28 protein-coding genes are annotated in these 23,438 nt (G+C 58.6%); 6 read left to right on the top strand and 22 right to left on the bottom strand.

The genetic code is table 11. From position 1 onward, the window contains the following. Window positions 1–70 precede the first annotated feature (70 nt). The 7 genes from thiO to ACW9HW_RS14040 are packed head-to-tail and all read right to left on the bottom strand — an operon-like array spanning window position 71 to window position 4,198. Window positions 71–1,171, bottom strand: coding sequence for a glycine oxidase ThiO (thiO, locus tag ACW9HW_RS14010; RefSeq protein ID WP_457400374.1), 1,101 nt, complete (start codon window positions 1,169–1,171; stop codon window positions 71–73). 57 nt (window positions 1,172–1,228) lie between these two features. Continuing rightward, on the bottom strand, window positions 1,229–1,630 hold the full coding sequence (locus tag ACW9HW_RS14015; protein WP_457400376.1) for a type IV pilin protein: 402 nt from the start codon (window positions 1,628–1,630) through the stop codon (window positions 1,229–1,231). 14 nt (window positions 1,631–1,644) lie between these two features. Further along, window positions 1,645–2,091 (bottom strand): hypothetical protein, encoded by a 447-nt coding sequence (locus ACW9HW_RS14020; protein WP_457400378.1) that lies wholly within the window; start codon window positions 2,089–2,091, stop codon window positions 1,645–1,647. After that, window positions 2,078–2,557 carry a pilus assembly PilX family protein gene (locus ACW9HW_RS14025; protein ID WP_457400379.1) on the bottom strand — a complete coding sequence of 160 codons (480 nt, stop codon included), beginning with the start codon at window positions 2,555–2,557 and terminating at the stop codon, window positions 2,078–2,080. The genes ACW9HW_RS14020 and ACW9HW_RS14025 overlap by 14 nt, the downstream gene beginning before the upstream one ends. Before the next feature lie 11 nt (window positions 2,558–2,568). Further along, window positions 2,569–3,282 carry a PilW family protein gene (locus ACW9HW_RS14030; RefSeq protein WP_095196610.1) on the bottom strand — a complete coding sequence of 238 codons (714 nt, stop codon included), beginning with the start codon at window positions 3,280–3,282 and terminating at the stop codon, window positions 2,569–2,571. After that, window positions 3,279–3,728, bottom strand: coding sequence for a type IV pilus modification protein PilV (gene pilV, locus ACW9HW_RS14035; RefSeq protein ID WP_095196611.1), 450 nt, complete (start codon window positions 3,726–3,728; stop codon window positions 3,279–3,281). Before pilV ends, ACW9HW_RS14030 begins: the two co-directional genes overlap by 4 nt. Continuing rightward, window positions 3,725–4,198, bottom strand: a complete 474-nt coding sequence (locus ACW9HW_RS14040; RefSeq protein WP_457400381.1) for a GspH/FimT family pseudopilin — start codon at window positions 4,196–4,198, stop codon at window positions 3,725–3,727. Before ACW9HW_RS14040 ends, pilV begins: the two co-directional genes overlap by 4 nt. A 130-nt stretch (window positions 4,199–4,328) precedes the next feature. Here ACW9HW_RS14040 and ACW9HW_RS14045 point away from each other — a divergent pair, with 130 nt between their 5' ends. Continuing rightward, the gene (locus tag ACW9HW_RS14045) at window positions 4,329–4,877 is read left to right on the top strand and encodes a GspH/FimT family pseudopilin (RefSeq protein WP_457400382.1); all 549 of its coding nucleotides are present in this window, start codon (window positions 4,329–4,331) and stop codon (window positions 4,875–4,877) included. Here the strand turns inward: ACW9HW_RS14045 and ispH are convergent. The 6 genes from ispH to murJ all read right to left on the bottom strand — a co-directional run bounded on the left by ispH (window position 4,854) and on the right by murJ (window position 12,346). Further along, on the bottom strand, window positions 4,854–5,801 hold the full coding sequence (gene ispH / locus ACW9HW_RS14050) for a 4-hydroxy-3-methylbut-2-enyl diphosphate reductase (RefSeq protein WP_095196614.1): 948 nt from the start codon (window positions 5,799–5,801) through the stop codon (window positions 4,854–4,856). The two genes, ACW9HW_RS14045 and ispH, sit on opposite strands and share 24 nt — an antisense overlap. Window positions 5,802–5,931: 130 nt before the next feature. Further along, a complete protein-coding gene (gene fkpB, locus ACW9HW_RS14055; protein ID WP_170948729.1) occupies window positions 5,932–6,369 on the bottom strand; it encodes an FKBP-type peptidyl-prolyl cis-trans isomerase in 438 nt (145 codons plus the stop codon). Between the two features lie 7 nt (window positions 6,370–6,376). Next, on the bottom strand, window positions 6,377–6,889 hold the full coding sequence (gene lspA / locus ACW9HW_RS14060) for a signal peptidase II (RefSeq protein ID WP_095196616.1): 513 nt from the start codon (window positions 6,887–6,889) through the stop codon (window positions 6,377–6,379). After that, a complete protein-coding gene (gene ileS, locus ACW9HW_RS14065) occupies window positions 6,882–9,713 on the bottom strand; it encodes an isoleucine--tRNA ligase (RefSeq protein ID WP_457400385.1) in 2,832 nt (943 codons plus the stop codon). Before ileS ends, lspA begins: the two co-directional genes overlap by 8 nt. A 13-nt stretch (window positions 9,714–9,726) precedes the next feature. Next, on the bottom strand, window positions 9,727–10,665 hold the full coding sequence (ribF, locus tag ACW9HW_RS14070) for a bifunctional riboflavin kinase/FAD synthetase (protein ID WP_170948725.1): 939 nt from the start codon (window positions 10,663–10,665) through the stop codon (window positions 9,727–9,729). Window positions 10,666–10,807: 142 nt separating this feature from the next. After that, window positions 10,808–12,346, bottom strand: coding sequence for a murein biosynthesis integral membrane protein MurJ (gene murJ, locus ACW9HW_RS14075; protein ID WP_457400386.1), 1,539 nt, complete (start codon window positions 12,344–12,346; stop codon window positions 10,808–10,810). Between the two features lie 252 nt (window positions 12,347–12,598). On the opposite strand from murJ, the gene rpsT reads away from it, so the two are divergent. Next, window positions 12,599–12,877, top strand: coding sequence for a 30S ribosomal protein S20 (gene rpsT / locus ACW9HW_RS14080; RefSeq protein ID WP_007970922.1), 279 nt, complete (start codon window positions 12,599–12,601; stop codon window positions 12,875–12,877). A gap of 184 nt (window positions 12,878–13,061) precedes the next feature. Here the strand turns inward: rpsT and ACW9HW_RS14085 are convergent, their stop codons facing one another. The 5 genes from ACW9HW_RS14085 to rplU form a co-directional block, all read right to left on the bottom strand. After that, window positions 13,062–13,526: a CreA family protein gene (locus tag ACW9HW_RS14085; protein WP_095196620.1), complete on the bottom strand. Its 465-nt coding sequence runs from the start codon at window positions 13,524–13,526 to the stop codon at window positions 13,062–13,064. A gap of 12 nt (window positions 13,527–13,538) precedes the next feature. After that, window positions 13,539–14,657 (bottom strand): glutamate 5-kinase, encoded by a 1,119-nt coding sequence (gene proB / locus ACW9HW_RS14090; protein WP_077047080.1) that lies wholly within the window; start codon window positions 14,655–14,657, stop codon window positions 13,539–13,541. Between the two features lie 137 nt (window positions 14,658–14,794). Then, a complete protein-coding gene (gene cgtA / locus ACW9HW_RS14095) occupies window positions 14,795–16,018 on the bottom strand; it encodes an Obg family GTPase CgtA (RefSeq protein WP_207267126.1) in 1,224 nt (407 codons plus the stop codon). Window positions 16,019–16,215: 197 nt separating this feature from the next. Further along, window positions 16,216–16,473 (bottom strand): 50S ribosomal protein L27, encoded by a 258-nt coding sequence (gene rpmA / locus ACW9HW_RS14100; RefSeq protein ID WP_003281574.1) that lies wholly within the window; start codon window positions 16,471–16,473, stop codon window positions 16,216–16,218. A gap of 35 nt (window positions 16,474–16,508) precedes the next feature. After that, on the bottom strand, window positions 16,509–16,823 hold the full coding sequence (gene rplU, locus ACW9HW_RS14105; RefSeq protein WP_003176051.1) for a 50S ribosomal protein L21: 315 nt from the start codon (window positions 16,821–16,823) through the stop codon (window positions 16,509–16,511). A 240-nt stretch (window positions 16,824–17,063) separates the two neighbouring features. On the opposite strand from rplU, the gene ACW9HW_RS14110 reads away from it, so the two are divergent. The 3 genes from ACW9HW_RS14110 (at window position 17,064) to ACW9HW_RS14120 (ending at window position 19,019) form a co-directional block, all read left to right on the top strand. Continuing rightward, the gene (locus ACW9HW_RS14110) at window positions 17,064–18,032 is read left to right on the top strand and encodes a polyprenyl synthetase family protein (RefSeq protein ID WP_095196622.1); all 969 of its coding nucleotides are present in this window, start codon (window positions 17,064–17,066) and stop codon (window positions 18,030–18,032) included. Window positions 18,033–18,216: 184 nt separating this feature from the next. Continuing rightward, window positions 18,217–18,558: a zinc ribbon domain-containing protein YjdM gene (locus ACW9HW_RS14115; RefSeq protein ID WP_095196623.1), complete on the top strand. Its 342-nt coding sequence runs from the start codon at window positions 18,217–18,219 to the stop codon at window positions 18,556–18,558. 203 nt (window positions 18,559–18,761) lie between these two features. Further along, window positions 18,762–19,019, top strand: coding sequence for a PA4570 family protein (locus tag ACW9HW_RS14120; protein WP_457400388.1), 258 nt, complete (start codon window positions 18,762–18,764; stop codon window positions 19,017–19,019). Between the two features lie 134 nt (window positions 19,020–19,153). Here the strand turns inward: ACW9HW_RS14120 and ACW9HW_RS14125 are convergent, their stop codons facing one another. The 3 genes from ACW9HW_RS14125 to ACW9HW_RS14135 form a co-directional block, all read right to left on the bottom strand. After that, on the bottom strand, window positions 19,154–19,771 hold the full coding sequence (locus tag ACW9HW_RS14125; RefSeq protein WP_095196625.1) for an FKBP-type peptidyl-prolyl cis-trans isomerase: 618 nt from the start codon (window positions 19,769–19,771) through the stop codon (window positions 19,154–19,156). 123 nt (window positions 19,772–19,894) lie between these two features. Next, complete coding sequence (locus ACW9HW_RS14130; protein WP_457400390.1) at window positions 19,895–20,203, bottom strand: DUF6482 family protein; 309 nt, start codon at window positions 20,201–20,203, stop codon at window positions 19,895–19,897. 220 nt (window positions 20,204–20,423) lie between these two features. After that, the gene (locus tag ACW9HW_RS14135; protein WP_095196627.1) at window positions 20,424–20,912 is read right to left on the bottom strand and encodes a TIGR00645 family protein; all 489 of its coding nucleotides are present in this window, start codon (window positions 20,910–20,912) and stop codon (window positions 20,424–20,426) included. Between the two features lie 169 nt (window positions 20,913–21,081). Here ACW9HW_RS14135 and ACW9HW_RS14140 point away from each other — a divergent pair, with 169 nt between their 5' ends. Further along, the gene (locus ACW9HW_RS14140) at window positions 21,082–22,911 is read left to right on the top strand and encodes a hypothetical protein (RefSeq protein WP_457400393.1); all 1,830 of its coding nucleotides are present in this window, start codon (window positions 21,082–21,084) and stop codon (window positions 22,909–22,911) included. Window positions 22,912–22,917: 6 nt separating this feature from the next. On the opposite strand, the gene ACW9HW_RS14145 is transcribed toward ACW9HW_RS14140, so the two are convergent. After that, a complete protein-coding gene (locus tag ACW9HW_RS14145) occupies window positions 22,918–23,259 on the bottom strand; it encodes a PA4575 family protein (protein WP_047533476.1) in 342 nt (113 codons plus the stop codon). Window positions 23,260–23,438: the final 179 nt, after the last annotated feature.

Below are 23,438 nucleotides of genomic sequence, written 5' to 3' on the forward strand. Positions count from 1 at the left end.
GTAAACCACAGCCTCTGTGGGAGCGAGCCTGCTCGCGAATGCGATCTGACAGTCGCCAAATCTTTCGATACTAGATCCGCCCAATCGGCGCATACGGTGCCGGATCAATGATCGGCGCCCTGCCCAACATCACATCGGCAAACAACTGACACGACGCCGGCGCCAACACCAGCCCGTTGCGGAAATGCCCGCAGTTGAGCCACAGCCCCTCAAATCCCGGCACCCGGCCAATGTAGGGAATGCCTTCCGGCGAGCCCGGCCTTAGACCAGCCCAATGCCCCACCACTTCGGCATCCGCCAGTGCCGGTATCAATTCCACCGCCGAGGCCTTGAGGCTTTCCAGCGCCGATTCGGTTGGCGTCTTGTCGTAGCCTTCATGCTCCAGCGTACTGCCAATCAGGATGTGCCCGTCGCGCCGGGGGATCGCATAACGCCCCTTGGCCAAGACCATGCTCGGCAGAAAATCCGCCGCGCACTTGTAGAGAATCATCTGCCCTTTCACCGGTTCGACCGGCAGCTCAAGGCCCAGGCTCTTGAGCAAATCACCGCTCCAGGCGCCAGCGGTCAGGACCACTTGATCACCGCGGATCACACCTGTGGAAGTCTGCACGCCGACAATTTTTTCGTCTTCACGAATAAACCCGCTGACTTCACACTGCTCATGAATCGTCACGTTCGGCAGTGCCAGCAGCGCAGCCTTGAGGGATTTCACCAACCGTGGATTGCGCACATTGGCGACGTCGGCCATGTAGATCGCCCTGGAAAAACCACCACCCAAGACCGGCACCGCGTCGTGCGCCACCGAGATATCCACAGCCCGCAGCGGACGACTCTCCCGCGCAGCCCAGGCCAGCGCCTCGGCTTCATCGTCCAGATCCAGCCAATACAAGCCGGTGGTGTGCACCTCGGGATCGACCCCGGTGGCCGCGAACAGGCGCTCGCCCAGTTGTGGATAAAAGTCCTGGGACCAGTGGGCCAACGCGGTGACCGCGGGGTTGTAACGCCACGGGTAGAGCGGCGATACGATGCCGCCACCGGCCCAGGAAGACTCCTGACCGACGTTCGAGCGGTCCAGCAGCACAACGCTCTGCACTTCGGACGCGAGATTGAATGCCGTCAGCAGACCGATTACCCCGCCGCCGACAATCACCACTTGCTGTTGCCTGGTCATATTCTGATCCAACCGATAAATAGACAGAGGGCACAAAAGACGCCCGAAAAGTAAAACTCAGCGACCCCAGCAATCCTTGGTGGTCAGGCCGGCCGTGGCATTGACCATGCCGCGCTCGCCCGTATTAGTGATGGTGAAATCACCGCACTTGTCAGCGGCCATGCTGGTACCCGCCTTGCGCACCGCCGTCAGCAGGAAGGTCTGGTCGGTCAGTGTCGGCGTGATGGTGTAGTAGTCATTGCCCGCACTGAGGCCGGCGACACCGCTGTAGACGTTTTTCTGTGAATAGAAACGCTCAAGGATCTGCGCCTGCTCGGAAAGCAGACCGGCCACTTCGGTACGACGCCCTTTGTTCTGATATTCCGTAAAGCTTGGCATGGCGATGGTCAGGACAATCCCGATGATCGCAATCACGATCATGATTTCGATCAGGGTAAAACCGCGGTTGGATCTGTGCATGCCTCAACTCTCGCTTACTGTATTTGTCGCCACATGATGCGACGGCTGCCGCCGCCGGATTTTTCCACCCCTTCGCTGATACCGCCACTGGAATCGCTCTCGGTGTTCGTCGCGTCCTTGTCGATATCGCTCAGGGTCGGATCGTCGCCGGTAAAAATCACTCCGCTGGACAGCACGTCAGGGTTATCGATCACTCCGTCGCCATTGGAGTCGAGCATCTTAACGCTGAACGCCACGGGCAGCTTCAGGCAGATGGGTTTCAAACCCGAATCACTGCGATAGAAGCCGTACCAGTTGCCACGGGCCAAGCAACTGTCCCGGCCCAGGTTCGACGAGGCGATAGTCATGTCCGGATTCTGGCCTGGCCAGTCCGATGGCGTGTAGGCATAAACCGATGCCGACAGGCACAACGCTAAAACAGCACCGACTGACAGCGTCGTTGATCGTTCAGTACTTCGCATAAATGCTCTCCACCACACTACGCGAATTGCCCGCGATGCCGACGGCGGTGACCCGGTACAACGTCGCCGAGGTGTTGCTCGGCACATTCACCGCCATCTGGGTGGTGCCAATGTTTTGCACGCCATAAAAACCGCTTCCGGAAGCGATCCACGTGACCCCCGAGCTGGCAATGAACCCGGCGGCCTTGACCGTCGATGACTCGGCCGGGGGCTCGCATTGGCGCGTGTCATTGCACTCGGCCAACAGGTAGCTATCGAGTTGCACCGCGCTTTCGCCGACGCGCAACGCCGCTTCGGCAGCCTGGAATGACTGATTGCGCAAACTCACGCTGCCGGCCATTTTTTCCTGCAGGGTGGCGTTCTGCATCGAGGAAATGCCGATCAGCGTCAGCAGCAACAGAAATACCAGACTGACCAACAGCGCCATGCCGCGTTGGGAGCGAGGCGTTCTCGGAAAAACACTCATCGGCCCTCCCCTCACGGCAAGCGGTTGCGCAGTGCGGCAACCACGTTGAAGGTTTGATTGCCCACCCGGTTGTTCGGATCGGCGAGTGTCAGGCTCAGCCGCACGCTGCGGATGCGCGCCGGGTCCGAGGGATTGCTGCTGTAACTGGAGGCGGCCGTATCGGCGGCGGAACTGGCGAGGCCGAAGCTCACGTTGAAGGCACTGACGTTATCGACCAGCACGGATTGAGCTGGCGTATCTATACCGGTGCCCATCGTTAACTGACCGTTCTTGAAGCGGTAGATCAACCGCCGGATCGGAAATGCCTGTTGCCCCGAAGCCGGCGCGCGCAAGTCGGAATAGGCCGTCGCCGTAATTCGGCAATCGGAAACCACCGTCCAGGTCGGCGTTGCACCGTTACTGCCGACATCCGCCGTCACCAAGGTCAATTTTTGATTGGCGTTATCCCAACTGATTGGCGTTTTCTGACTGGCAGCGAAACGTCCCCCCAAGCTGGCGTCGGTGATCGTCCCCAGGCAGCCAAACATGCCGACCATGCGGATTTCCTGAATCATTTTGCTCAGTACAAAACGCGCATCTTCCTGCATGGCGGCAGCAGCGTTCTGGCTAACGTAGGTGTTTTTTGCAGCAATGAAAACCTGCACCACGCCCAGCACCACGATCAAGCTCAAGGCCAGGGCGATCAGTAGCTCGATCAGGCCGAACCCTCTTTGGAAACGGCTCATGGCGTCGCCACCGGTTCGACGGTTGCGCGACTGGTGAGCACGAAGCTGCGGCGGGTATTGGCGCTGTTGGCGGCCCGGGAGTCGTCCCAGGTGATGGTGATGGTGTACACGTGCTGATTGAGGGCGATGCTGCCGGTAGCCGTAGGGCCACCGAAATTGACGATATTGCGGGTGAAATCGTAGAGGTCCTGGTCCCGGGCGACGCTCAGGTTGCCCGAGGTCGGCGGCGTGACGGTGTAGTCGGTGGCTGCATTGGCGCGAATGCGGTCCATCATGTCATAGGCGATAAAACTGGCCTGGCTGGTCATGCGCGCACTGTCGGTGTACTTCAGTGCATTCAATTGAATCGCTGCTGCCCCCAAAAGCCCCACGCCAAGAATCAGCAACGCAACCAAGACTTCAATCAGCGTCATGCCTTCCTGTGCACGTTTACTCCAGTGCCTCATCCGCAACTTCCACCTAATAGAATTCGTCCGTTCAAACACACATTCAGCGTCCTGCTTTGCGTCCCCAGCACATAACTGATCACCACCGCCGTGGACGGCGACGACAAACCGCCCAGATTATTGAAATCGATGGCGGTCACTCCTGAGGTTAGCGTCAGCGTCGCGCCGCTGCTCATTGCTGGAACAACACGCAATACATTGGCTGGTACGCCAGTGCCGTCATACACCGACAACTCGCCGGTCCATAAACTGCCGCCCGCGGTAGGGCGCACTCGCGTGGTCACACCGTGGTTTATCGCCTCCAGTCGGGCGAAATTCAGGCCGCGTCGCAGATCACCGATCTCGGTGTCGGCCCTGGAAATTTGCGTGGATCGGGTGAACGCCGGGACAGCCAAGGTGATCAGGACCAGAAAGATCGCAATGGCAACCAGCAACTCGATCAGCGTGAAACCTTTTGTACGATGCTCCATCGGTGCCCTCCGTTGCCGTCGGCTATACCTGCTTTTACACACTAGAACGTTCGACCGCCGCGGCGCGGTTGGATTGCCATCACTCGTGTACGGATCGCACGGGGCACAACACTCCAGGGAGGGATTTGCCATGCGTCAGCACGGTTTCAGCCTGATCGAACTGCTCATGGGACTGACGATTGTCGGGATTGTTCTGCATTTTGTCAGTCCGGCGTTTGCAGCCGTAACGGAGTCGAATTATCGGGAGGAGGCGGCGAGGTCGCTTTTCAGTGGCATACGTACGGCCAGAACCGAAGCCATCACACGCAATCAGACCATCGTCATCCACAGCATCAACAATGACTGGGCTCAAGGCTGGCGGATGATTCTGGATGTGAGCGGCAAGGGACATGAGGACAGCAGCAATCCGCTGCTTATGGAACGCCAAGGCAGTGCCCGTGTGCCTGTTGTGGGTAATCGACCGGTCAGGAGTTTTGTAAGGTTCAGTGGTCTGGGTGAGCCGCTATTGCCAAGCGGGGCTTTTCAAGCGGGGACATTGCACATTTGCTCAGCCCGCGAGCCGTTGAGCCAATACCAGGTGGTACTGGCCCGCACCGGTCTCGTCAGCCTGCGCAGCAAAAAGACTGAACAGGCGTTATGCATGGGTGGAGAAGACTCAGAGCAGGGAGCGAACACGTAGTTCTTTAGGCATGGAGAACGTGATGTTCTCTTCCCGACCCGCCAGCTCGTCGGCGCCGGTGGCGCCCCAGGCCTGCAATTGCTGGATCACGCCACGCACCAGGACTTCCGGCGCGGAGGCGCCAGCGGTGATGCCGATACGCTCGACACCGTCGAACCAGCTCTTTTGCAGGTCTTCGGCACCGTCGATCAGATAGGCCGGAGTGGCCATGCGCTCGGCGAGTTCACGCAGGCGATTTGAGTTGGAGCTGTTCGGGCTGCCGACCACCAGCACCACATCGCATTCGTCAGCCAGTTGCTTGACTGCGTCCTGACGGTTTTGCGTGGCGTAGCAGATATCGTCCTTGCGCGGACCGCCAATGGCCGGGAAACGAGTACGCAGGGCGTCGATGACGCGGCTGGTATCGTCCATGGACAGGGTGGTCTGGGTCACGAACGCCAGTTTTTCGGGATTGTTCACTTGCAGTTCGGCGACGTCTTTCTCGTCTTCGACCAGGTAGATCGCTCCGCCGTTGCTGGCATCGTACTGGCCCATGGTGCCTTCGACTTCCGGGTGACCGGCGTGGCCAATGAGGATGCATTCACGACCGTCGCGGCTGTAGCGCGCAACTTCGATGTGCACCTTGGTCACCAGCGGGCATGTGGCATCGAACACTTTCAGGCCACGGCCAGCAGCTTCCGTGCGTACAGCCTGGGACACACCGTGGGCACTGAAGATCACGATCACGTCGTCCGGCACCTGATCCAGCTCCTCGACGAAGATCGCGCCACGATTGCGCAGGTCTTCGACGACGAATTTGTTGTGGACCACTTCATGGCGGACATAGATCGGCGGTCCGAAGACTTCCAGGGCGCGGTTGACGATTTCGATCGCCCGGTCCACACCGGCGCAGAAGCCACGGGGGTTGGCGAGTTTGATTTGCATGCTTTGCCTCGTGTCTTGCCCTGTAGGAGCGAGCTTGCTCGCGAAAAACTAAAGGACAACGCGTTAATCCAGAAAAAACGCGTATTCGTTAACGATCATCGCGAGCGAGCTCGCTCCTACAGAAAAGCAGTTAAAGCGCTTTGACGGAGATGATTTCCACGTCAAAGGTCAGCGTCTTGCCGGCCAACGGGTGGTTGAAGTCGATGGTCACTTGCGCATCATCGAATTCTTTCACCACGCCTGGCAATTCAGTATTGGCCGCATCGTTGAAGATCACCAGCAAACCCGGCGACAGGTCCATGTTCTGGAACTGCGAGCGCGGAATGATCTGCACGTTTTGCGGGTTGGGCTGGCCAAATGCGTTTTCCGGCTCGATGCTCAGCGTACGCTTGTCGCCTGCCTTGAAACCGAACAGTGCAGCCTCGAAACCTGGCAACAGGTTGCCATCACCAACCTTGAAAGTCGCCGGGGCCTTGTCGAAGGTGCTGTCCACCGTGTCGCCGTTCTCCAGGCGCAATGCGAAATGCAAGGTGACTTCCGTGTTCTGGCCGATGCGTTGCTCAGCCAATACCTGTTCAGTCATGAACGGCTTCTCCGGTCTTTTTACTTTTGAACATATCCAGTGCCAGCATGACTGCGCCTACAGTGATAGCACTGTCGGCAAAGTTGAACGCCGGGAAGTACCAGCGGTTCTGCCAGTGCACCAGGATGAAATCGATCACATGGCCCAGGGCAATGCGGTCATAAAGGTTACCCAGCGCGCCACCGAGCACCAGTGCCAGGGCGACTGCCAGCCAGGTTTCATTGCGGCCCAGGCGTTTGAGCCAGACCACCAGCACCGCACTGACCACGATCGCAATCAAGGCAAACAGCCAGCGCTGCCAGCCGGAGCTGTCGGCCAGGAAGCTGAACGCAGCACCGGTGTTGTAGGCCAGGGTCCAGCTGAAGTAATCGGGGATCACCACGATTTGCTGGTACATCGTAAGCTTGCCTTCGAAGTAGAACTTGCTGGCCTGGTCGATGACCAGGACCAGCAAACTCAACCAGAGCCAGCTCAGCCGTCCGAAACGGCCAACGGCGTTAGGCATAGTGGCGAACCTCGCCAGCACCGCTGATGTTGTCGACGCAACGACCGCAAATCTCCGGATGCTCCGGGTTCACGCCGACGTCTTCACGGCAGTGCCAGCAACGGGCGCACTTGGCGTGGCTCGACTTGACCACTTTGAGCTTCAGACCGGCAACTTCGGTCACTACCGCGTCCTCAGGCGCTTTTACAAAAGGCGCAACGCTGGCGGTGGAGGTAATCAGGACGAAGCGCAGCTCGTTGCTCAACTTGGCCAGGTCGGCGCTCAGGGCGTCTTCGGCGAACAGCGTCACTTCGGCTTGCAGGTTGCCACCGACAGCCTTGGCTGCACGCTGGATTTCCATTTCCTTGTTGACCGCGACCTTGACCGCCATGATCCGGTCCCAGTACGCGCGATCCAGCTCGAAGCCTTCTGGCAACTCGGTCAGGCCTTCGTACCAGGTGTTGAGCATCACCGACTCGTTACGCTCGCCCGGCAGGTACTGCCACAACTCGTCGGCGGTGAACGCCAGGATCGGCGCGATCCAGCGAACCAGCGCTTCAGAGATATGGAACAGCGCGGTCTGGCACGAACGACGGGCCTTGCTGTCGGCGCCGGTGGTGTACTGGCGATCCTTGATGATATCCAGGTAGAAACCGCCCAGCTCCTGCACGCAGAAGTTGTGGATCTTGGAGTAGACGTTCCAGAAGCGGTATTCGCCGTAGTGCTCTTGCAGCTCGCGTTGCAGCAGCAGGGTACGGTCCACGGCCCAACGGTCCAGTGCCAGCATTTCTTCGGCCGGCAGGAGGTCGGTGGCCGGGTTGAACCCGGTCAGGTTCGAGAGCAGGAAGCGCGCGGTGTTACGGATACGCCGGTAGGCGTCCGCACTGCGTTGCAGGATCTGCTCGGAAACCGCCATTTCGCCCGAATAGTCGGTCGATGCCACCCACAGACGCATGATATCGGCGCCCAGGGTGTCGTTGACCTTTTGCGGTGCAATGACGTTGCCCAGCGACTTGGACATCTTGCGGCCGGACTCGTCGACGGTGAAACCGTGGGTCAGCAGCTCGCGGTATGGCGCGTGGTTGTCGATGGCGCAACCGGTCAACAGGGAGGAGTGGAACCAGCCGCGGTGCTGGTCCGAACCTTCCAGGTACAGGTCGGCCCGTGGACCGGTTTCGTGGCCCATCGGATGCGAACCGCGCAGCACGTGCCAGTGCGTGGTGCCCGAATCGAACCAGACGTCCAGCGTGTCACTGATCTTGTCGTACTGCGGCGCTTCATCGCCCAGCAGTTCGGCAGCGTCCAGCTTGAACCAGGCTTCGATGCCTTCCACTTCGACGCGCTTGGCGACTTCTTCCATCAGTTCGACAGTGCGTGGGTGCAGCTCGCCGCTTTCCTTGTTCAGGAAGAACGGGATCGGCACGCCCCAGTTGCGCTGACGGGAAATGCACCAGTCCGGACGGTTGGCGATCATCGAGTGCAGGCGCGCCTGGCCCCAGGCCGGGACGAACTTGGTGTCTTCAATGGCTTTGATCGAACGCTGGCGCAGGGTGTCGCCCGTGGTCGGCTGCTTGTCCATGCCGATGAACCACTGTGCGGTGGCGCGGTAGATCAGCGGCGTCTTGTGGCGCCAGCAGTGCATGTAGCTGTGTTCGATGATGGTGGTGTGCAGCAGCGCACCGACTTCGGTCAGCTTGTCGACGATGGCCGGGTTGGCCTTCCAGATGAACTGGCCGCCGAAGAACTCCAGCGATGGCACGTACACGCCATTGCTTTGTACCGGGTTGAGGATGTCGTCGTTGACCATGCCGTACTTCTTGCAGGTCACGAAGTCGTCCACGCCGTAGGCCGGCGAAGAGTGAACCACACCGGTGCCGGCGCCCAGCTCGACGTAGTCGGCCAGGTAAACCGGCGACAGACGATCATAGAACGGGTGACGGAAGTTGATCAGCTCCAGCGCTTTACCGGTAGTGGTCGCGATGACCGAGCCTTGCAGGCTGTAACGGGCCAGGCACGATTCGACCAGCTCCTCAGCCAGTACCAGCAGCTTGTCGCCGACATCAACCAGCGCGTAGTTGAATTCCGGGTGGACGTTCAACGCCTGGTTGGCCGGGATGGTCCACGGGGTGGTGGTCCAGATCACGATCGAGGCAGGCTTGGCCAGCGATGCCAGACCGAAGGCGGCAGCCAGCTTGGCTTCATCGGCAATCGGGAAAGCCACGTCGATGGTCGAGGACTTCTTGTTCTCGTACTCGACTTCCGCTTCAGCAAGGGCCGAACCGCAGTCAAAGCACCAGTTCACAGGCTTCAAGCCCTTGAACACGAAACCGCCCTTGACGATTTCAGCCAGGGCGCGGATTTCACCGGCCTCATTCTTGAAGTCCATGGTCTTGTACGGGTTGGCAAAGTCACCCAACACGCCCAGACGGATGAATTCGGATTTCTGGCCTTCGATCTGTTCGGTGGCGTACGCCCGGCACAGTTCGCGGGTCTTGTCCGCGCCCAGGTTCTTGCCGTGGGTCACTTCGACTTTGTGCTCGATCGGCAGGCCGTGGCAGTCCCAGCCCGGAACATAAGGCGCATCGAAGCCCGACAGGGTCTTCGAGCGGATGATCATGTCCTTGAGAATCTTGTTCAGCGCATGACCGATGTGAATCGTGCCGTTGGCGTACGGAGGACCGTCGTGAAGAACGAACTTCGGACGATCCTTGCCAATCTCGCGCAACTTTCCGTACAGGCCAATGCTGTCCCAGCGCTGCAGAATCTGCGGTTCGCGCTGAGGCAGGCCGGCCTTCATTGGGAAGGCGGTGTCCGGAAGGTTTAGCGTGGCTTTATAGTCGGTCATTTAAGGCTCTTCATTAGCGATGGGCGCTAGGTGCGGCTAGTGCACGGGCGGCGGCGACATCCGCGTTGATCGCCGTTTTCAGCGCCTCCAGAGAGGCGAAACGCTGCTCTTCACGCAGCTTGTGGTGGAAAACCACCGTTAAACGCCGGTCATACAGATCGCCGGCAAAATCTAAAAGATGCACTTCCAGGTGGGCCTTGCCATCACCTTGAACCGTGGGCCGCACGCCGATGTTGGCGACGCCGGGCCAGGTCTTGCCGTCGATCTCCACGTTGACCAGGTAAACCCCGGTGAACGGCACGCGACGACGCTTGAGTTGTATATTGGCAGTGGGCGTACCCAGCTGCCGCGCGAGTTTCTGGCCGTGCAGCACGCGACCTGCGATACGGTACGGGCGACCGAGCAGACGTTCGGCCAGGACAAAGTCGGCAGCCGCCAGCGCATTACGCACCTGGGTACTGCTGACCCGGATGCCGTCGAGTTCGACGGTCTGCGCCGCTTCAACGGTAAAACCCTGTGTGACACCGGCCTGTTGCAGGAAATCGAAATCCCCTACCCGGTCACAGCCGAAACGGAAGTCGTCGCCGACTTCAAGGTGTTGCACGCCGAGGCCGTCCACCAGGATGGTATCGACGAACGCTTTGGCGCTGAGCTTGCTCAGACGCTGATTGAACGCCAGGCACAAGACCCGGTCGACGCCTTCGGCCGCCAGCAGCTGCAGTTTATCCCGCAGGCGGGCCAAACGCGCAGGCGCCGTATCCGGCGCGAAGAACTCCCGTGGCTGCGGCTCGAAAATCACCACGCAGCTGGGCACGCCCAATTCGAGCGCACGCTCACGCAGCCGCGCCAGGATAGCCTGGTGGCCACGGTGTACACCGTCAAAGTTGCCAATAGTGGCGACGCAGCCCCGATGCTGGGGGCGCAGATTGTGGAGGCCTCGAACCAGCTGCATAACGCGCTTCTTGCTCATAAAGTGGTCGATTATAACCACACCCGGCGGCCGACGACAGGCAACACCGTATGCCAAAGTAATCGAGCCGACAAAAATGCCGGCCCGCCCACGTTTTTTCTAAATAGTTATCGAGGTTTTATCCTCAGCCCAGCGCCTTGCGATTGAAGTCGCGCAAACGGAAGCCCATCAACACTAACATGCCGAAATAAGCCACCACACCTGCGACCACCAACGCGCCCAGGCGCAGGAAGCGCTCAAGCATCTGCCCCTCGCCCCAGGCCGGCATGAAATGCATCCCGGCCAGCAACACGCCAGACATCACCGCCACCGCAACCACCAACTTGAAACCGAACTTCGCCCAACCCGGTTGCGGCTGGTACATCTGCTGCTTGCGCAACTGATAGAAAAGCAACCCGGCATTGAGACAGGCGCCGGCACTGATGGCGAGCGCCAGGCCGGCATGGGCCAGGGGCCCGATCAGCACCAGGTTGAACAGCTGCGTGACGATCAGGGTAAAAATCGCGATTTTTACCGGAGTCCGGATGTTTTGTTGCGCATAAAAGCCGGGAGCCAGCACTTTGATCACAATAATCCCGAGCAAACCGACCGAGTAGGCAATCAGCGCCCGCTGGGTCATCGCCGCATCGAAAGCATTGAACTGACCGTACTGGAACAATGAAACCGTCAGTGGCTCAGCCAGAATCCCCAATGCCAGAGCGCAAGGCAGCACCAGCATGAAGCAAAGGCGCAGGCCCCAATCGAGGATTCGAGAATACTCATGACGATCCTTGCTGGCGTAAGTCTTGGCCAGCGTCGGCAGCAGAATCGTGCCCAGCGCCACGCCCAGTACGCCGGACGGCAATTCCATCAAGCGGTCGGCGTAGTACATCCAGGATACGGAACCGGCGACCAGGAACGAGGCGAAAATGGTATTGATGATCAGCGAAATCTGGCTGACCGATACCCCGAGAATCGCCGGCAGCATCTGCTTCATCACTCGCCAGACGCCACTGTCGCGCAGATTCAGGCGCGGCAGCACCAGCATGCCGATCTTTTTCAGGTGAGGCAGCTGATAGAGCAACTGCGCCAGGCCGCCCACCAGTACGGCCCAACCCAGCGCCATCACCGGCGGATCAAAATACGGCGTCAGGAACAGCGAAAAGATGATCATGCTGACGTTCAGCAGCGTCGGCACAAAGGCCGGCACCGAAAAACGGTTCCAGGTGTTGAGGATCGCGCCAGCCAGGGACGACAGGGAAATCAGCAATATGTAGGGGAAGGTCACCCGCAACAGGCTGGTGGTGAGTTCGAACTTTTCCGGCGTGTCGGTGAAACCCGGTGCCGTCACCCAGATGACCCACGGCGCGGCAAGCATGCCCAGCGCCGTAACCAGCGCCAGCACCAGCGTCAACAGGCCCGAGACATAGGCAATGAACGTACGCGTCGCCTCGTCCCCCTTCTGGCTTTTATATTCGGCAAGAATGGGCACGAACGCCTGGGAAAACGCCCCCTCGGCGAAGATGCGCCGCAACAGGTTGGGCAGTTTGAATGCGATAAAGAAGGCGTCGGTTGCCATTCCTGCGCCGAATGCGCGCGCAATGAGGGTGTCACGGACGAATCCGAGAACCCGGGAAAGCATCGTGATAGAGCTGACGGCGGCCAACGATTTGAGCAGATTCATTGAAAGAGTTTGTGCCTGTCGATAAACAGCAGGCGAACTACGCGCCTACTTGTGCGATACTCCGCGCCGCAACAGCACAGAGCCAAAGCTCGCGAGTTTACAGGTCACACGCCGGAAAGAAATATCCCGTCGCACCACGCCTACCACTTAGCGGAACGTTTCAAGCGCCCTTGACAAGACTTCAACTCATCGGCATGATTCGCGGCCTATTTTGTTTGCTATTTCCTAAAAAGTCTTTCGAGGAGCTCGACGGTGGCCAACTCACCTTCCGCCAAAAAACGTGCAAAACAGGCTGAGAAGCGTCGCAGCCACAACGCCAGCCTGCGTTCCATGGTTCGTACCTACATCAAAAACGTAGTTAAGGCCATCGACGCAAAAGACGCTGCCAAAGCACAAGCTGCTTACGTTCTGGCTGTGCCAGTTATCGACCGCATGGCCGATAAAGGCATCATCCACAAGAACAAGGCTGCTCGCCATAAGAGCCGCCTGAATGGCCACGTAAAGGCCCTGAACGTTGCCGCTGCTGCCTAAGCGACACGCTCATTAAAAAACCGACCTCAGGGTCGGTTTTTTATTGCCTGCGATTTGGTGAATTCGACAAAAATGTGGGAGGGATCCTGCTCGCGAAAGCGGTGCATCAGACACATGAATGCTGAATGTGCAGCCATCTTCGCGAGCAGGCTCGCTCCCACAGTGGATCTTCGCGAACTTCAGATTACTGGGCGCTCGCCCACGGCAAAATCGGAATCGCCGTCACCGCATTCTGCGGACTGCCCTCGATCAAGCGATCACTGTAGACCAGATAAACCAGCGTATTACGCTTCTTGTCGAGGAAACGCACCACCTGCATGGTCTTGAACACCAGCGAGGTGCGCTCCTTGAATACTTCATCACCGTCCTTCAGCTCGCCCTTGAACTTGATTGGCCCTACCTGACGACACGCAATGGAAGCCTCGGCACGATCCTCGGCGAGTCCCAGACCACCTTTCACGCCACCCGTCTTGGCACGCGACAGGTAGCAGGTCACACCCTCGACCTTCGGATCATCAAACGCCTCGACCACGATCCGGTCGTTCGGCCCAACGAACTTGAACACCGTCGACACCTGGCCAATTTCCTCGGCCGAAGCCAGCAGCGGCATCGCCAGCAGCAGCCCCAACAATCCTTTTGCCACACGCATTCAGGTATTCCTTCAGACCAGGATCAGGTTATCGCGATGAACCAGTTCCGGCTCCGCCATGTAACCCAACAGACCGACAATCGCATCAGACGACTGACCGATGATTTTTTGCGCTTCCAGCGCACTGTAGTTGGCCAGGCCACGCGCAATCTCTCGACCGTCCGGCGCCACACATACCACCATCTCGCCGCGACGGAAGCTGCCCTGAACCAACTTCACCCCCACCGGCAGCAAACTCTTGTTGCCTTGGGAGAGCGCCGTCACCGCGCCCGCATCCAGCACCAGCGTGCCACGGGTTTGCAGGTGCCCGGCCAGCCACTGTTTGCGCGCCGCCAGCATGCCGCGCTCAGGCGAAAGCAAGGTGCCGATGCGCTCGCCCGCCTTGAGACGATCCAGCACTCGCTCGAGGCGCCCACCAACAATGATCGTGTGCGCACCGGAACGCGCCGCCAGACGCGCTGCGCGCAATTTGGTCTGCATGCCGCCGCGCCCCAGCGCACCACCGGTCCCACCCGCCACCGCGTCAAGCGCCGGGTCGTCGGCACGCGCCTCGTAAATCAGCTGGGCATCCGGATTGTTGCGCGGATCGGCGTCGAACATGCCATCGCGATCCGTGAGGATCACCAGCAGGTCCGCCTCGACCAGGTTGGCCACCAGCGCCGCCAGGGTATCGTTATCGCCGAAACGGATTTCGTCTGTGACCACGGTGTCGTTTTCATTGATCACCGGAATAACCTTCAGCTCAACCAGCGCACGCAAGGTGCTACGAGCGTTCAGGTAGCGCTTGCGGTCGGACAGGTCGTCGTGGGTCAGGAGAATCTGCGCAGTGTGCCGACCATGCTCGGCAAAGCTCGACTCCCAAGCCTGCACCAACCCCATCTGGCCGATTGCAGCAGCGGCCTGGAGTTCGTGCATCGCACTGGGTCGCGAAGTCCAGCCCAGACGACTCATGCCCGCCGCCACCGCCCCGGAGGACACCAGCACCAGCTCGACACCCGCCTCATGCAAGGCCACCATCTGTTCAACCCAGACACCCATTGCCGCGCGATCCAGGCCCTTGCCGTCCGCCGTCAGCAGAGCGCTGCCGATTTTCACGACCCAACGCTGCGCACCTGTCACCTTGCTCCGCATCATCTTCAACCTTAGCTTGAGGACAGCGCGACCTGGCACTGCCCGTGACGTTATTCGTGGTTATTCGTGACCAACGATCGATTTCCAGATACTAAAACGCCGCTCGATTGAGCGGCGCTTAAGTTTATCGCAACGAATCAGTCACGCACGTAAATGATTTCCGGACCGTCTTCGTCATCCACATCTTCTTCATCCCAATCATCGTCACCGATGTCGTGGACCGACTTCACGCCACTGCGACGCAGGGCACGCTGGTCATCCAGCGCCTGCAGCTGGGCACGGGCTTCGTCTTCGATGCGCTGATCAAGCTCGGCCAGCTCTTCCTTGTAGGCCGGGTCGTTAGCCAGGCGATCAGCACGATCCTCCAGGTAACGCATGATGTCGTGACACAGACGCTCGGTGTTCTGCTTGGCGATGGCCGAGATCACGTAAACCGGACCCGTCCACTCCAGACGATCAACGATTTCCTTGACGCGGGCATCATGCTCTTCATCGAGGATCTGGTCGCACTTGTTCAGCACCAGCCAGCGATCACGCTCAGCCAGGGACGGGCTGAACTTGGTCAGCTCGCTGACGATCACTTCAGCCGCTTCCGCAGCATCGGTCTCATCCAGCGGCGCCATGTCGACAAGGTGCAGCAGCAGGCGCGTGCGCGACAAGTGCTTGAGGAAGCGAATCCCCAGGCCCGCGCCATCGGAAGCACCTTCGATCAGACCCGGAATGTCCGCAACCACGAAGCTTTTCCAGCGATCGACGCTGACCACACCCAGGTTTGGCACCAGAGTAGTGAACGGATAGTCGGCGACTTTCGGCTTGGCAGCCGACACCGAACGGATAAAGGTACTTTTGCCGGCGTTCGGCAAGCCCAGCAGACCAACGTCCGCCAGCACTTTCATTTCCAGCTTGAGGTCACGCTGTTCGCCCGGCTTGCCCGGCGTAGTCTGGCGCGGCGCACGGTTGGTGCTGGATTTGAAGCGGGTGTTGCCCAGACCGTGCCAGCCACCATGGGCAACCAGCAGCTTCTGACCAGCCTTGGTCAGGTCGCCGATCACTTCCTGGGTCGCGGAGTCGATCACGGTGGTGCCGACCGGTACGCGCAGTACCAGATCCTCACCTTTTTTGCCGGTGCAATCAGTGCTGCCGCCGTTGGAGCCACGCTCGGCATCGAAGTGCCGGGTGTAACGATAGTCCACCAGGGTGTTGAGGTTTTCGTCGGCGATCATGTAGACCGAGCCGCCATCACCGCCATCACCACCGTTCGGACCACCGTTTTCGATGAATTTTTCGCGACGGAAACTCATGCAACCGTTACCGCCGTCGCCAGCCTTTACTCGGATCGATACTTCATCAACAAACTTCATAACACAACGCCTCTCGCCATACGGACGAGCCGAAAAACACTAAGACATAAGACTCTTGCAAAAATGAGCGCAGCGACCTCAATCAACGACCGCACAGTCCAGCGCGCCGACAGCCCATACAAACAGTTTTGCAAGAGACTCACCCCACAAACGAAAAAGCCCCGTCGCGAGACAGGGCTTTTCCAGCGATCGCGCAATTAAGCCGCGACAACGCTCACGTAACGACGACCGAAGGCGCCTTTTACTTCGAACTTGATCACGCCTTCGACTTTAGCGAAGAGGGTGTGATCTTTACCCATGCCAACGCCGTAGCCAGCGTGGAATTGGGTGCCGCGCTGACGCACGATGATGTTGCCTGCTTTGATAGCCTGGCCGCCATACATCTTCACGCCAAGGCGTTTGGCTTCTGAGTCGCGACCGTTACGGGTACTACCACCAGCTTTTTTGTGTGCCATGAGTTCAATTCTCCTAGTGAGGAATTAGGCTGTAATTAAGCCTGAATACCGGTGATTTTGATCTCGGTGTACCACTGGCGGTGGCCCATACGCTTCATGTGGTGCTTACGGCGACGGAACTTGATGATGCGGACTTTATCGTGACGACCTTGGGAGATCACTTCAGCCACAACGGTAGCGCCAGCAACAACTGGAGCGCCGATATTCACGTCGTCGCCATTGGCAACCAACAGAACGCGATCAAAGGTAACGGATTCGCCGGTAGCGATTTCCAGTTTTTCGATCTTCAGGTATTCACCCGGGGCGACCTTGTATTGCTTGCCGCCAGTAACGATTACTGCATAAGACATGGTATTTCTCCGATAATCCTGCTCACCCAGCTCTTTATAAGAAGAGGTATTGGCTGGCATGGCTGCATGGGGCTGGAAGGCCCGATTGCAATTGCGTAAGGCAGGTGCTGCCCAGGAAGTTCAGGGTGCGCGATTGTACGCAAGGCACGAGCGCCTTGCAATAGGCCGTCCATCGCGCCTTGACAGGCCCGGACGTGGGTCCTAGCATGCCGCGCAACCCTTCTGGAGCGACTGTCGCTGATGCAACCCCAAGCTTTCTACCGCGCGGTCGCGGACGATTTTAGCGCCGTCGACGGCATCATCAAGAAGCAGCTGACTTCCCGAGTGCCGCTGGTGTCGAAAATCGGCGATTACATCACCTCGGCCGGCGGCAAACGCCTTCGACCTTTATTGGTGTTGCTGTGTGGCAAGGCCTTGGGCCGTGAAGGCGATGACCTTCGCCTGCTGGCCGCGACCATCGAGTTCCTGCACACCGCGACCCTGCTGCATGACGATGTGGTCGACATGTCCGGCATGCGCCGAGGCCGCTCGACCGCCAACGCCATGTGGGGCAATGCACCCAGCGTACTGGTGGGCGACTTCCTGTACTCACGCTCGTTCGAAATGATGGTCGAGCTGGGCTCCATGCCGGTCATGAAGATCCTTTCACAAGCCACGCGCATCATCGCCGAGGGCGAAGTGTTGCAGCTGTCGAAGGTTCGTGACGCCAGCACCACCGAAGAAACCTACATGGAAGTCATCCGCGGCAAGACCGCGATGCTCTTCGAAGCTTCGACCCACAGCGCCGCGGCGCTGGCCGGTGCAACGCCTGAACAGAGCGAAGCGCTGCGCACCTTCGGTGATCATCTGGGTGTGGCTTTCCAACTGGTCGACGACCTGCTGGACTACAAAGGCGACGCTGAAACCCTGGGCAAGAACGTCGGTGACGATCTTGCCGAAGGCAAGCCGACCCTCCCGCTGATCTACACCATGCGCGAAGGCACACCGGAGCAGGCAGCCCTGGTACGCAAGGCGATCCAGAAAGGCGGCATCGAAGACCTGGAAAGCATTCGTGCAGCCGTGGAAGCCTCGGGTTCGCTGGAATACACCGCAAAGTTGGCCCGCGACTATGTGGCCCGTGCGATCAAGTGCCTCGACGCGCTGCCGGCCAGCGAATATCGCGATGCGCTGGTCGAATTGAGCGAGTTTGCGGTCGCCCGTACACACTGACAGCAACATCTCCTGTGGGAGCGAGCCTGCTCGCGAAAGCGGACTTACAGTCGACATCTGCGTTGAATGTTATGTCGCTATCGCGAGCACGCTCGCTCCCACAGGTTTTTACGGTCCTGCCCTCTTTCGCCTAAAACCCTATATAATGTGCGCTTTTTAGCGATCCTGAATCCAAGGAGCCTTAGTGAGCACGTTGCCACCCTGCCCGAAATGCAATTCCGAATACACCTATGAAGACGGCGCCCAGCTGATCTGCCCCGAGTGCGCCCACGAATGGTCCGCCGGCGGCGAAGCCGAAGCGGTGTCCGATGATGCGGTGAAAAAGGATTCGGTGGGCAACATCCTGCAGGACGGCGACACCATCACCGTCATCAAGGATCTCAAGGTCAAAGGCACATCCCTGGTAGTCAAGGTCGGCACAAAGGTGAAGAACATCCGCTTGTGCGATGGTGATCACGATATCGACTGCAAGATCGACGGGATCGGCCCGATGAAGCTCAAATCCGAGTTCGTCAGAAAAGTCTGATTTCGCTGCATCCCCATCCCGCGCGACGCGGGATGGTGCTTCGCACTCCCCTGCCCGACCAACACATGCTCGTGATTGCTGAACGCCAGTCGTTTTGACCTTACGCACTCTTTACCCGGAAAAGGCCGCAATCGGCCAATAGACCCTTGCTATTTGATGAATAAGAATTATTCTCATTGAACCCCCATCAATGGAGATGAGACATGACTTATTTGATCGATGCCTGGCTGGACCGCCCACACCCCTACCTGAGGATCCTGCATCGGGAAACCGGGGAAGTCTGTGCGGTACTTGAAGAAGAGGCCTTGAACGAACTGCAGGATCAAGGTGATCTGGACCTCAACGGCTTGAGTTCCAGCGAGCCGGTGGTGCTCAAGGAAGTGGTGAGAAATCTGTTTCTGTTCTGCTATGCCCGGGCATTGCGCCCGACCAGTGAACTGCACAACAAGATCGAAGTATGAACATCGCTGTTAAAAACTGTGGGAGCGAGCCTGCTCGCGAATTCGGTCTGACATTCAACATTTAGCTGACTGACACTCCGCCTTCGCGAGCAGGCTCGCTCCCACATTAGCCCGGTGTAATTCCGGGCTGGGTATTACAGAACGTCGAGCAGCTCGACGTCGAACACCAGTACGCTGTGTGGCGGGATGCTGCCAACGCCTTGAGCGCCGTAAGCCAGTTCGCTCGGCACGTACAGGCGCCATTTGCTGCCGGCATTCATCAATTGCAGGGCTTCGGTCCAGCCGGCGATCACGCCGCCAACCGGGAACTCCGCAGGCTGACCACGCTCGTAGGAGCTGTCGAACACAGTGCCGTCGATCAGCGTGCCGTGGTAGTGGGTACGCACGGTATCTTCACGGGATGGCTTGGCGCCTTCACCCGCAGTCAGCACTTCAAACTGCAGACCGGAAGCCAGGGTGGTGATGCCATCACGCTTGGCGTTTTCAGCCAGGAAGGCCAGGCCTTCGCCAGCGGCCGCTTCAGCCTTGGCTGCAGCCTCGGCCTGCATGATTTCGCGGATCACCTTGAAGCTGGCGGACATTTCGTCCTGGCCGACACGGCTTGGCTTACCGGCGAATGCGTCGGTCAGGCCTGCCAGGATCGCGTCCAGGCTGACGCCCGGTGGCGGGTTGTCGCGCAGTTGGTCGCCCAGCTGACGGCCAATACCGTAGCTGACGCGGGTTTCGTCGGTGGACAGATTTACTTCGGACATGACACTGCTCCGCTGTGCGAACGGCCCGGGAAATTGCCGTGCGTGCACAGCTTGTCCCCGGAACGCCCGGAACCAAAAAGGGTCAGCAGACTAGCACAGATGCCAATGTGTTGATCAGAGCCGTCAGTGCTGTGGCGCAGAACGTTGTTCGATCGGCACCTTCAGACTTTCATCAATGCCACCGAGGCCGCACATCTCGTCATGCACCAGGGTGTGCACAAGATTGAAGTTCAACTTGGGAAAGGAGCGCAGTACATCACGGGCATGCTCAACTGAGCGCAGGTGCATCATGTGCCCGTGCGTATCATTCAGCGGATAGGCGGCTCCGTGCATCCGGGCTTCCAGCAGATAGATTCCGCCTTCCAGCGAGATCAGGTTCAGCTCATCGACCTTTCCGGCGACGGCATACGCATTCAACTCTTGCAGGTTCATGAACGCACCTCATGCGGCAAGTCATTACCTTTACAGGGATATGCCTTGACGCATCAAAGTACAAGCCACAAACCACACCGTTCGTCTGTTACACAACCCATGCCCTTCTGTGAGAGCGATCTTGCTCGCGAAGGTCGTTAACGAAAACGCTTAAAACCAGATGCCCAGCGGAGCAATCTGGTTTTTCGAGCAAGCTCGCTCCTACAGGGGTGTGGGCAAATCAGTGCTTGGTCAGCTTATCCAGATAACCCATGGCGAATGCCGACACCACGAACGTCATGTGAATGATCACATACCACTTCAAATGCTCGGGATCGACGTTCTTGGCGTCCATGAAGATGCGCAGCAAGTGGATGGAAGAAATCGCCACGATCGAAGCCGCCACCTTCATCTTCAGGGAAGACGAATCCATGGTGCCCAGCCAGTTGAGCTTTTCCTTGGTGTCATCGATGTCCAGTTGGGAAACGAAGTTTTCGTAACCAGAGATCATCACCATCACCAGCAAACCACCCACCAGCGCCATGTCGATCAACGACAGCAGTACCAGGATCAGGTCTGCTTCGGCCATCGAAAAGACGTTGGGTATGACGTGGAAGACTTCCTGGAAGAATTTCAGCGCCAAGGCCAGCAGCCCGAGGGACAGGCCGAAGTAGATCGGCGCCAGAAGCCAGCGGGAGGCGTACATTGCGTTTTCGATAAAGCGTTCCATTGAATCTCACACGTGTTTTGAAAATGGTCGCGAGTATAACAGCCACTCGTCTATACCCAGAAGCAGCCATAAACCGTCGGTAAATCCGTCACCTGCGGGTGTATGTGATTTTTTTTCTGCTAGTGTCCAAACCATTGACAGCACAGTGATATCGGACAGGAAACTGGAAATGGATGTGCGATTGCCTTTGACGAGTGCCGGAATCTGCCTGGCTTTGCTGATGAGCGCCTGCTCGCCCGGCGAAGACAAGCGCGAGATCAGCCTTGAGGAGAAGACGGCGCAGTTCGAAAAATCGCTGGATGCAATCACTGACCCGAAACTCAAGGATGCCGTGGCTGAGCTCGGCGGCTCACTGTTGCTGCTGGAACGGGCGCAACTGAAGCTCGACAGCAAACCGGTGGTGACCGAGTACGGTGAAGATGCCCTCGCCGTACTCAAGCACTACCCCACGCCGCAGGCCCTGGTCGACACTTACATCAACGGCCTGTTCGTGCTGCATAAAGATTCCAGCTCCGACTACCTGACCGACCTGCAGCCGGTATTTCCTTTCAACTTCAGCACGCCTGCCGCATTTCTATTCCCCCATGGTCTGGAATGGCAGTCAGTCACACTGAGCAACAAACGCGTCATCGCCTTTCAGCCGGAATGGTCGGAAACCGATCCCGGCATCCAGCTGAGTCCGTCGAGCTCCAACCTGACCAACCCTGATGACCTGACCGTGACCTACCCGTTCATCGAAGGTCTCGATGTCGACATCAAGAGCCAGCCGCAACCCGTCAGCCTGCAAGGCAAGGTGGAAGTCATTGCGCCACGCCGGCTCTATAGCTTCGACCTGACGAAAAATGATGTTGGCCAGACTCGCACCAACGACAACCTCAGCGTCACCTTGCTGAAAATGGGCAACAACTACGCGGAAATCGAATTCAACAACAAGGAGCCCCAGGCCCCGGAGATCGGGGAGGCACCACTGAACCCGCTGATCGTCCAGGCCAGGGATGCCACCGGGCAGTTTCTCTCGCGGTCCGGCTCGATCAATGAAACCGCGGCGCAAATTACCTTCTATCAGCGACAGTTAGCGAAAATGCAGCAACAGAAGGCCTGGAGCGAGGCGTTCGAAAAACAGCTCGACGAGGAACAGCGCACCTTCGAGAAACAGCAAACCCACCGATACTCGAAGGTGTATTTCAATGGACCGATCGACACTCTCGAAGTCAGCCTGCTGGATTTCTCCGCGGTCACGGTCACCCGCAAGGATCTGAACCTGCCGGTGCGGCGCTTCGACCGTCACACCACACAGAAGACCATCCAGCCCCTGGAATTGCCGGTGCTGGTGTATGACGATCAGGCGCCGAGCTGGCTCAAGGGCGCGACATTGACTGAGGAGCAACTGAAAAAGGGCGTCATTGTCAGCCAGTCAGTGGAGGACCCGAGCGCTGCGCGAGTGGAGTTCAGTCACCTCAGAAGTTTCAATGATGAATTGCTCGGCACGTCTTTCAATCCTGGTGAAAGCCCGGTCACCTTCTTCACCGAGGACAGCAGCGGCAAACGCGACGAGCCGATCGAACTGCCAGCGCAAGCCTATGAGGTCGACCCCTTGCGCGGCACTATCACCTACGACCTGAACCTGTTCCCGGAAACACCCGCGTATGCGGTGGGCTCCATGCCACTGTTCCTGGCCACAATCGATAAACAGAGCATCGATGCCCGCCAGCTGCCCAAAGGCCTGGAACTCAAAGGCAATGCTTTGGTGGTGAATCTGAAGGTGTTTCCCGAGCAGGACTGGCGGTTTTATGCCAAGGACGATAGCGGTCATTACCTCAAGGAAATTCTTGCGGTCAACCACGACGCCAGCCCTGAAGGCCCCGGATTATTTGCCGTGCATTACTTCTATGGAAAGCCCACGCGCCTGGAAAGCTATCAGCGAACCGACCTCGCCACCGTGCAATATGGTTACGAGGTCAAGCTCGACAAGGCTGACCTGTCCAAACTGGACCAGTAGCGCGCATCAATGCTCTGGCCGGAACTCGAAGCCACCGACACTGCGGCAACGACCGCCATTGATTTCCCGCAGCTGGGCTTGCAGGTGCAGGCACCAGATTTGCGGATCATCGGCCAGTTCGTAGCCGTGAAGGGTCAGGCTTTCAACAATGGTGTCGAGGATGGACTCAGCCACGAAAGGGCCATGAAACGGGCCTTGGGCCTTGATGGCTGAAGGTTGTTCGCCGGCCATCCCGGCGGCGAACAGCAAGGTCCACATGCCCGTATCGCCAGCCAGGGGCTTGATGGCGCATTCGATACGGGTCACAAGACCCAGGCATTGACGGGTAAGGCAGAGGTTGCGCGACATGGCGGCGACCCTCGGTAGATCCGGTATTCAGCCTCCACGGGAAGACTGTCTCGATCCAGTGATTACTGTCGATATCCTTGAGCTGATAATAGAAGAAAAGTTTGACCGGTACGTCAGGCGAAACCAGAAGGCGCCGAATGGTCATTGTGTGAAGTTTGACGTCAGAGTAGTGGCACTTT

The sequence above is a fragment of the Pseudomonas sp. SDO5532_S415 genome, from assembly GCF_054071155.1.

Bases quoted from the DNA above. Each gene is read 5' to 3' on its own strand.
- ACW9HW_RS14040 (WP_457400381.1), bottom strand. From the start codon at position 4,198: ATGGAGCATCGTACAAAAGGTTTCACGCTGATCGAGTTGCTGGTTGCC.
- ACW9HW_RS14020 (WP_457400378.1), bottom strand. From the start codon at position 2,091: ATGCGAAGTACTGAACGATCAACGACGCTGTCAGTCGGTGCTGTTTTA.
- ACW9HW_RS14015 (WP_457400376.1), bottom strand. From the start codon at position 1,630: ATGCACAGATCCAACCGCGGTTTTACCCTGATCGAAATCATGATCGTG.
- rplU (WP_003176051.1), bottom strand. From the start codon at position 16,823: ATGTCTTATGCAGTAATCGTTACTGGCGGCAAGCAATACAAGGTCGCC.
- murJ (WP_457400386.1), bottom strand. From the start codon at position 12,346: ATGAATCTGCTCAAATCGTTGGCCGCCGTCAGCTCTATCACGATGCTT.
- ACW9HW_RS14030 (WP_095196610.1), bottom strand. From the start codon at position 3,282: ATGAGCCGTTTCCAAAGAGGGTTCGGCCTGATCGAGCTACTGATCGCC.
- ACW9HW_RS14045 (WP_457400382.1), top strand. From the start codon at position 4,329: ATGCGTCAGCACGGTTTCAGCCTGATCGAACTGCTCATGGGACTGACG.
- ACW9HW_RS14145 (WP_047533476.1), bottom strand. From the start codon at position 23,259: ATGTCGCGCAACCTCTGCCTTACCCGTCAATGCCTGGGTCTTGTGACC.
- pilV (WP_095196611.1), bottom strand. From the start codon at position 3,728: ATGAGGCACTGGAGTAAACGTGCACAGGAAGGCATGACGCTGATTGAA.
- ACW9HW_RS14140 (WP_457400393.1), top strand. From the start codon at position 21,082: ATGGATGTGCGATTGCCTTTGACGAGTGCCGGAATCTGCCTGGCTTTG.
- thiO (WP_457400374.1), bottom strand. From the start codon at position 1,171: ATGACCAGGCAACAGCAAGTGGTGATTGTCGGCGGCGGGGTAATCGGT.
- ribF (WP_170948725.1), bottom strand. From the start codon at position 10,665: ATGCAGCTGGTTCGAGGCCTCCACAATCTGCGCCCCCAGCATCGGGGC.
- ACW9HW_RS14125 (WP_095196625.1), bottom strand. From the start codon at position 19,771: ATGTCCGAAGTAAATCTGTCCACCGACGAAACCCGCGTCAGCTACGGT.
- ACW9HW_RS14110 (WP_095196622.1), top strand. From the start codon at position 17,064: ATGCAACCCCAAGCTTTCTACCGCGCGGTCGCGGACGATTTTAGCGCC.
- ACW9HW_RS14130 (WP_457400390.1), bottom strand. From the start codon at position 20,203: ATGAACCTGCAAGAGTTGAATGCGTATGCCGTCGCCGGAAAGGTCGAT.
- ACW9HW_RS14085 (WP_095196620.1), bottom strand. From the start codon at position 13,526: ATGCGTGTGGCAAAAGGATTGTTGGGGCTGCTGCTGGCGATGCCGCTG.
- ileS (WP_457400385.1), bottom strand. From the start codon at position 9,713: ATGACCGACTATAAAGCCACGCTAAACCTTCCGGACACCGCCTTCCCA.
- ACW9HW_RS14135 (WP_095196627.1), bottom strand. From the start codon at position 20,912: ATGGAACGCTTTATCGAAAACGCAATGTACGCCTCCCGCTGGCTTCTG.
- ispH (WP_095196614.1), bottom strand. From the start codon at position 5,801: ATGCAAATCAAACTCGCCAACCCCCGTGGCTTCTGCGCCGGTGTGGAC.
- ACW9HW_RS14120 (WP_457400388.1), top strand. From the start codon at position 18,762: ATGACTTATTTGATCGATGCCTGGCTGGACCGCCCACACCCCTACCTG.
- proB (WP_077047080.1), bottom strand. From the start codon at position 14,657: ATGCGGAGCAAGGTGACAGGTGCGCAGCGTTGGGTCGTGAAAATCGGC.
- lspA (WP_095196616.1), bottom strand. From the start codon at position 6,889: ATGCCTAACGCCGTTGGCCGTTTCGGACGGCTGAGCTGGCTCTGGTTG.
- ACW9HW_RS14025 (WP_457400379.1), bottom strand. From the start codon at position 2,557: ATGAGTGTTTTTCCGAGAACGCCTCGCTCCCAACGCGGCATGGCGCTG.
- cgtA (WP_207267126.1), bottom strand. From the start codon at position 16,018: ATGAAGTTTGTTGATGAAGTATCGATCCGAGTAAAGGCTGGCGACGGC.
- rpmA (WP_003281574.1), bottom strand. From the start codon at position 16,473: ATGGCACACAAAAAAGCTGGTGGTAGTACCCGTAACGGTCGCGACTCA.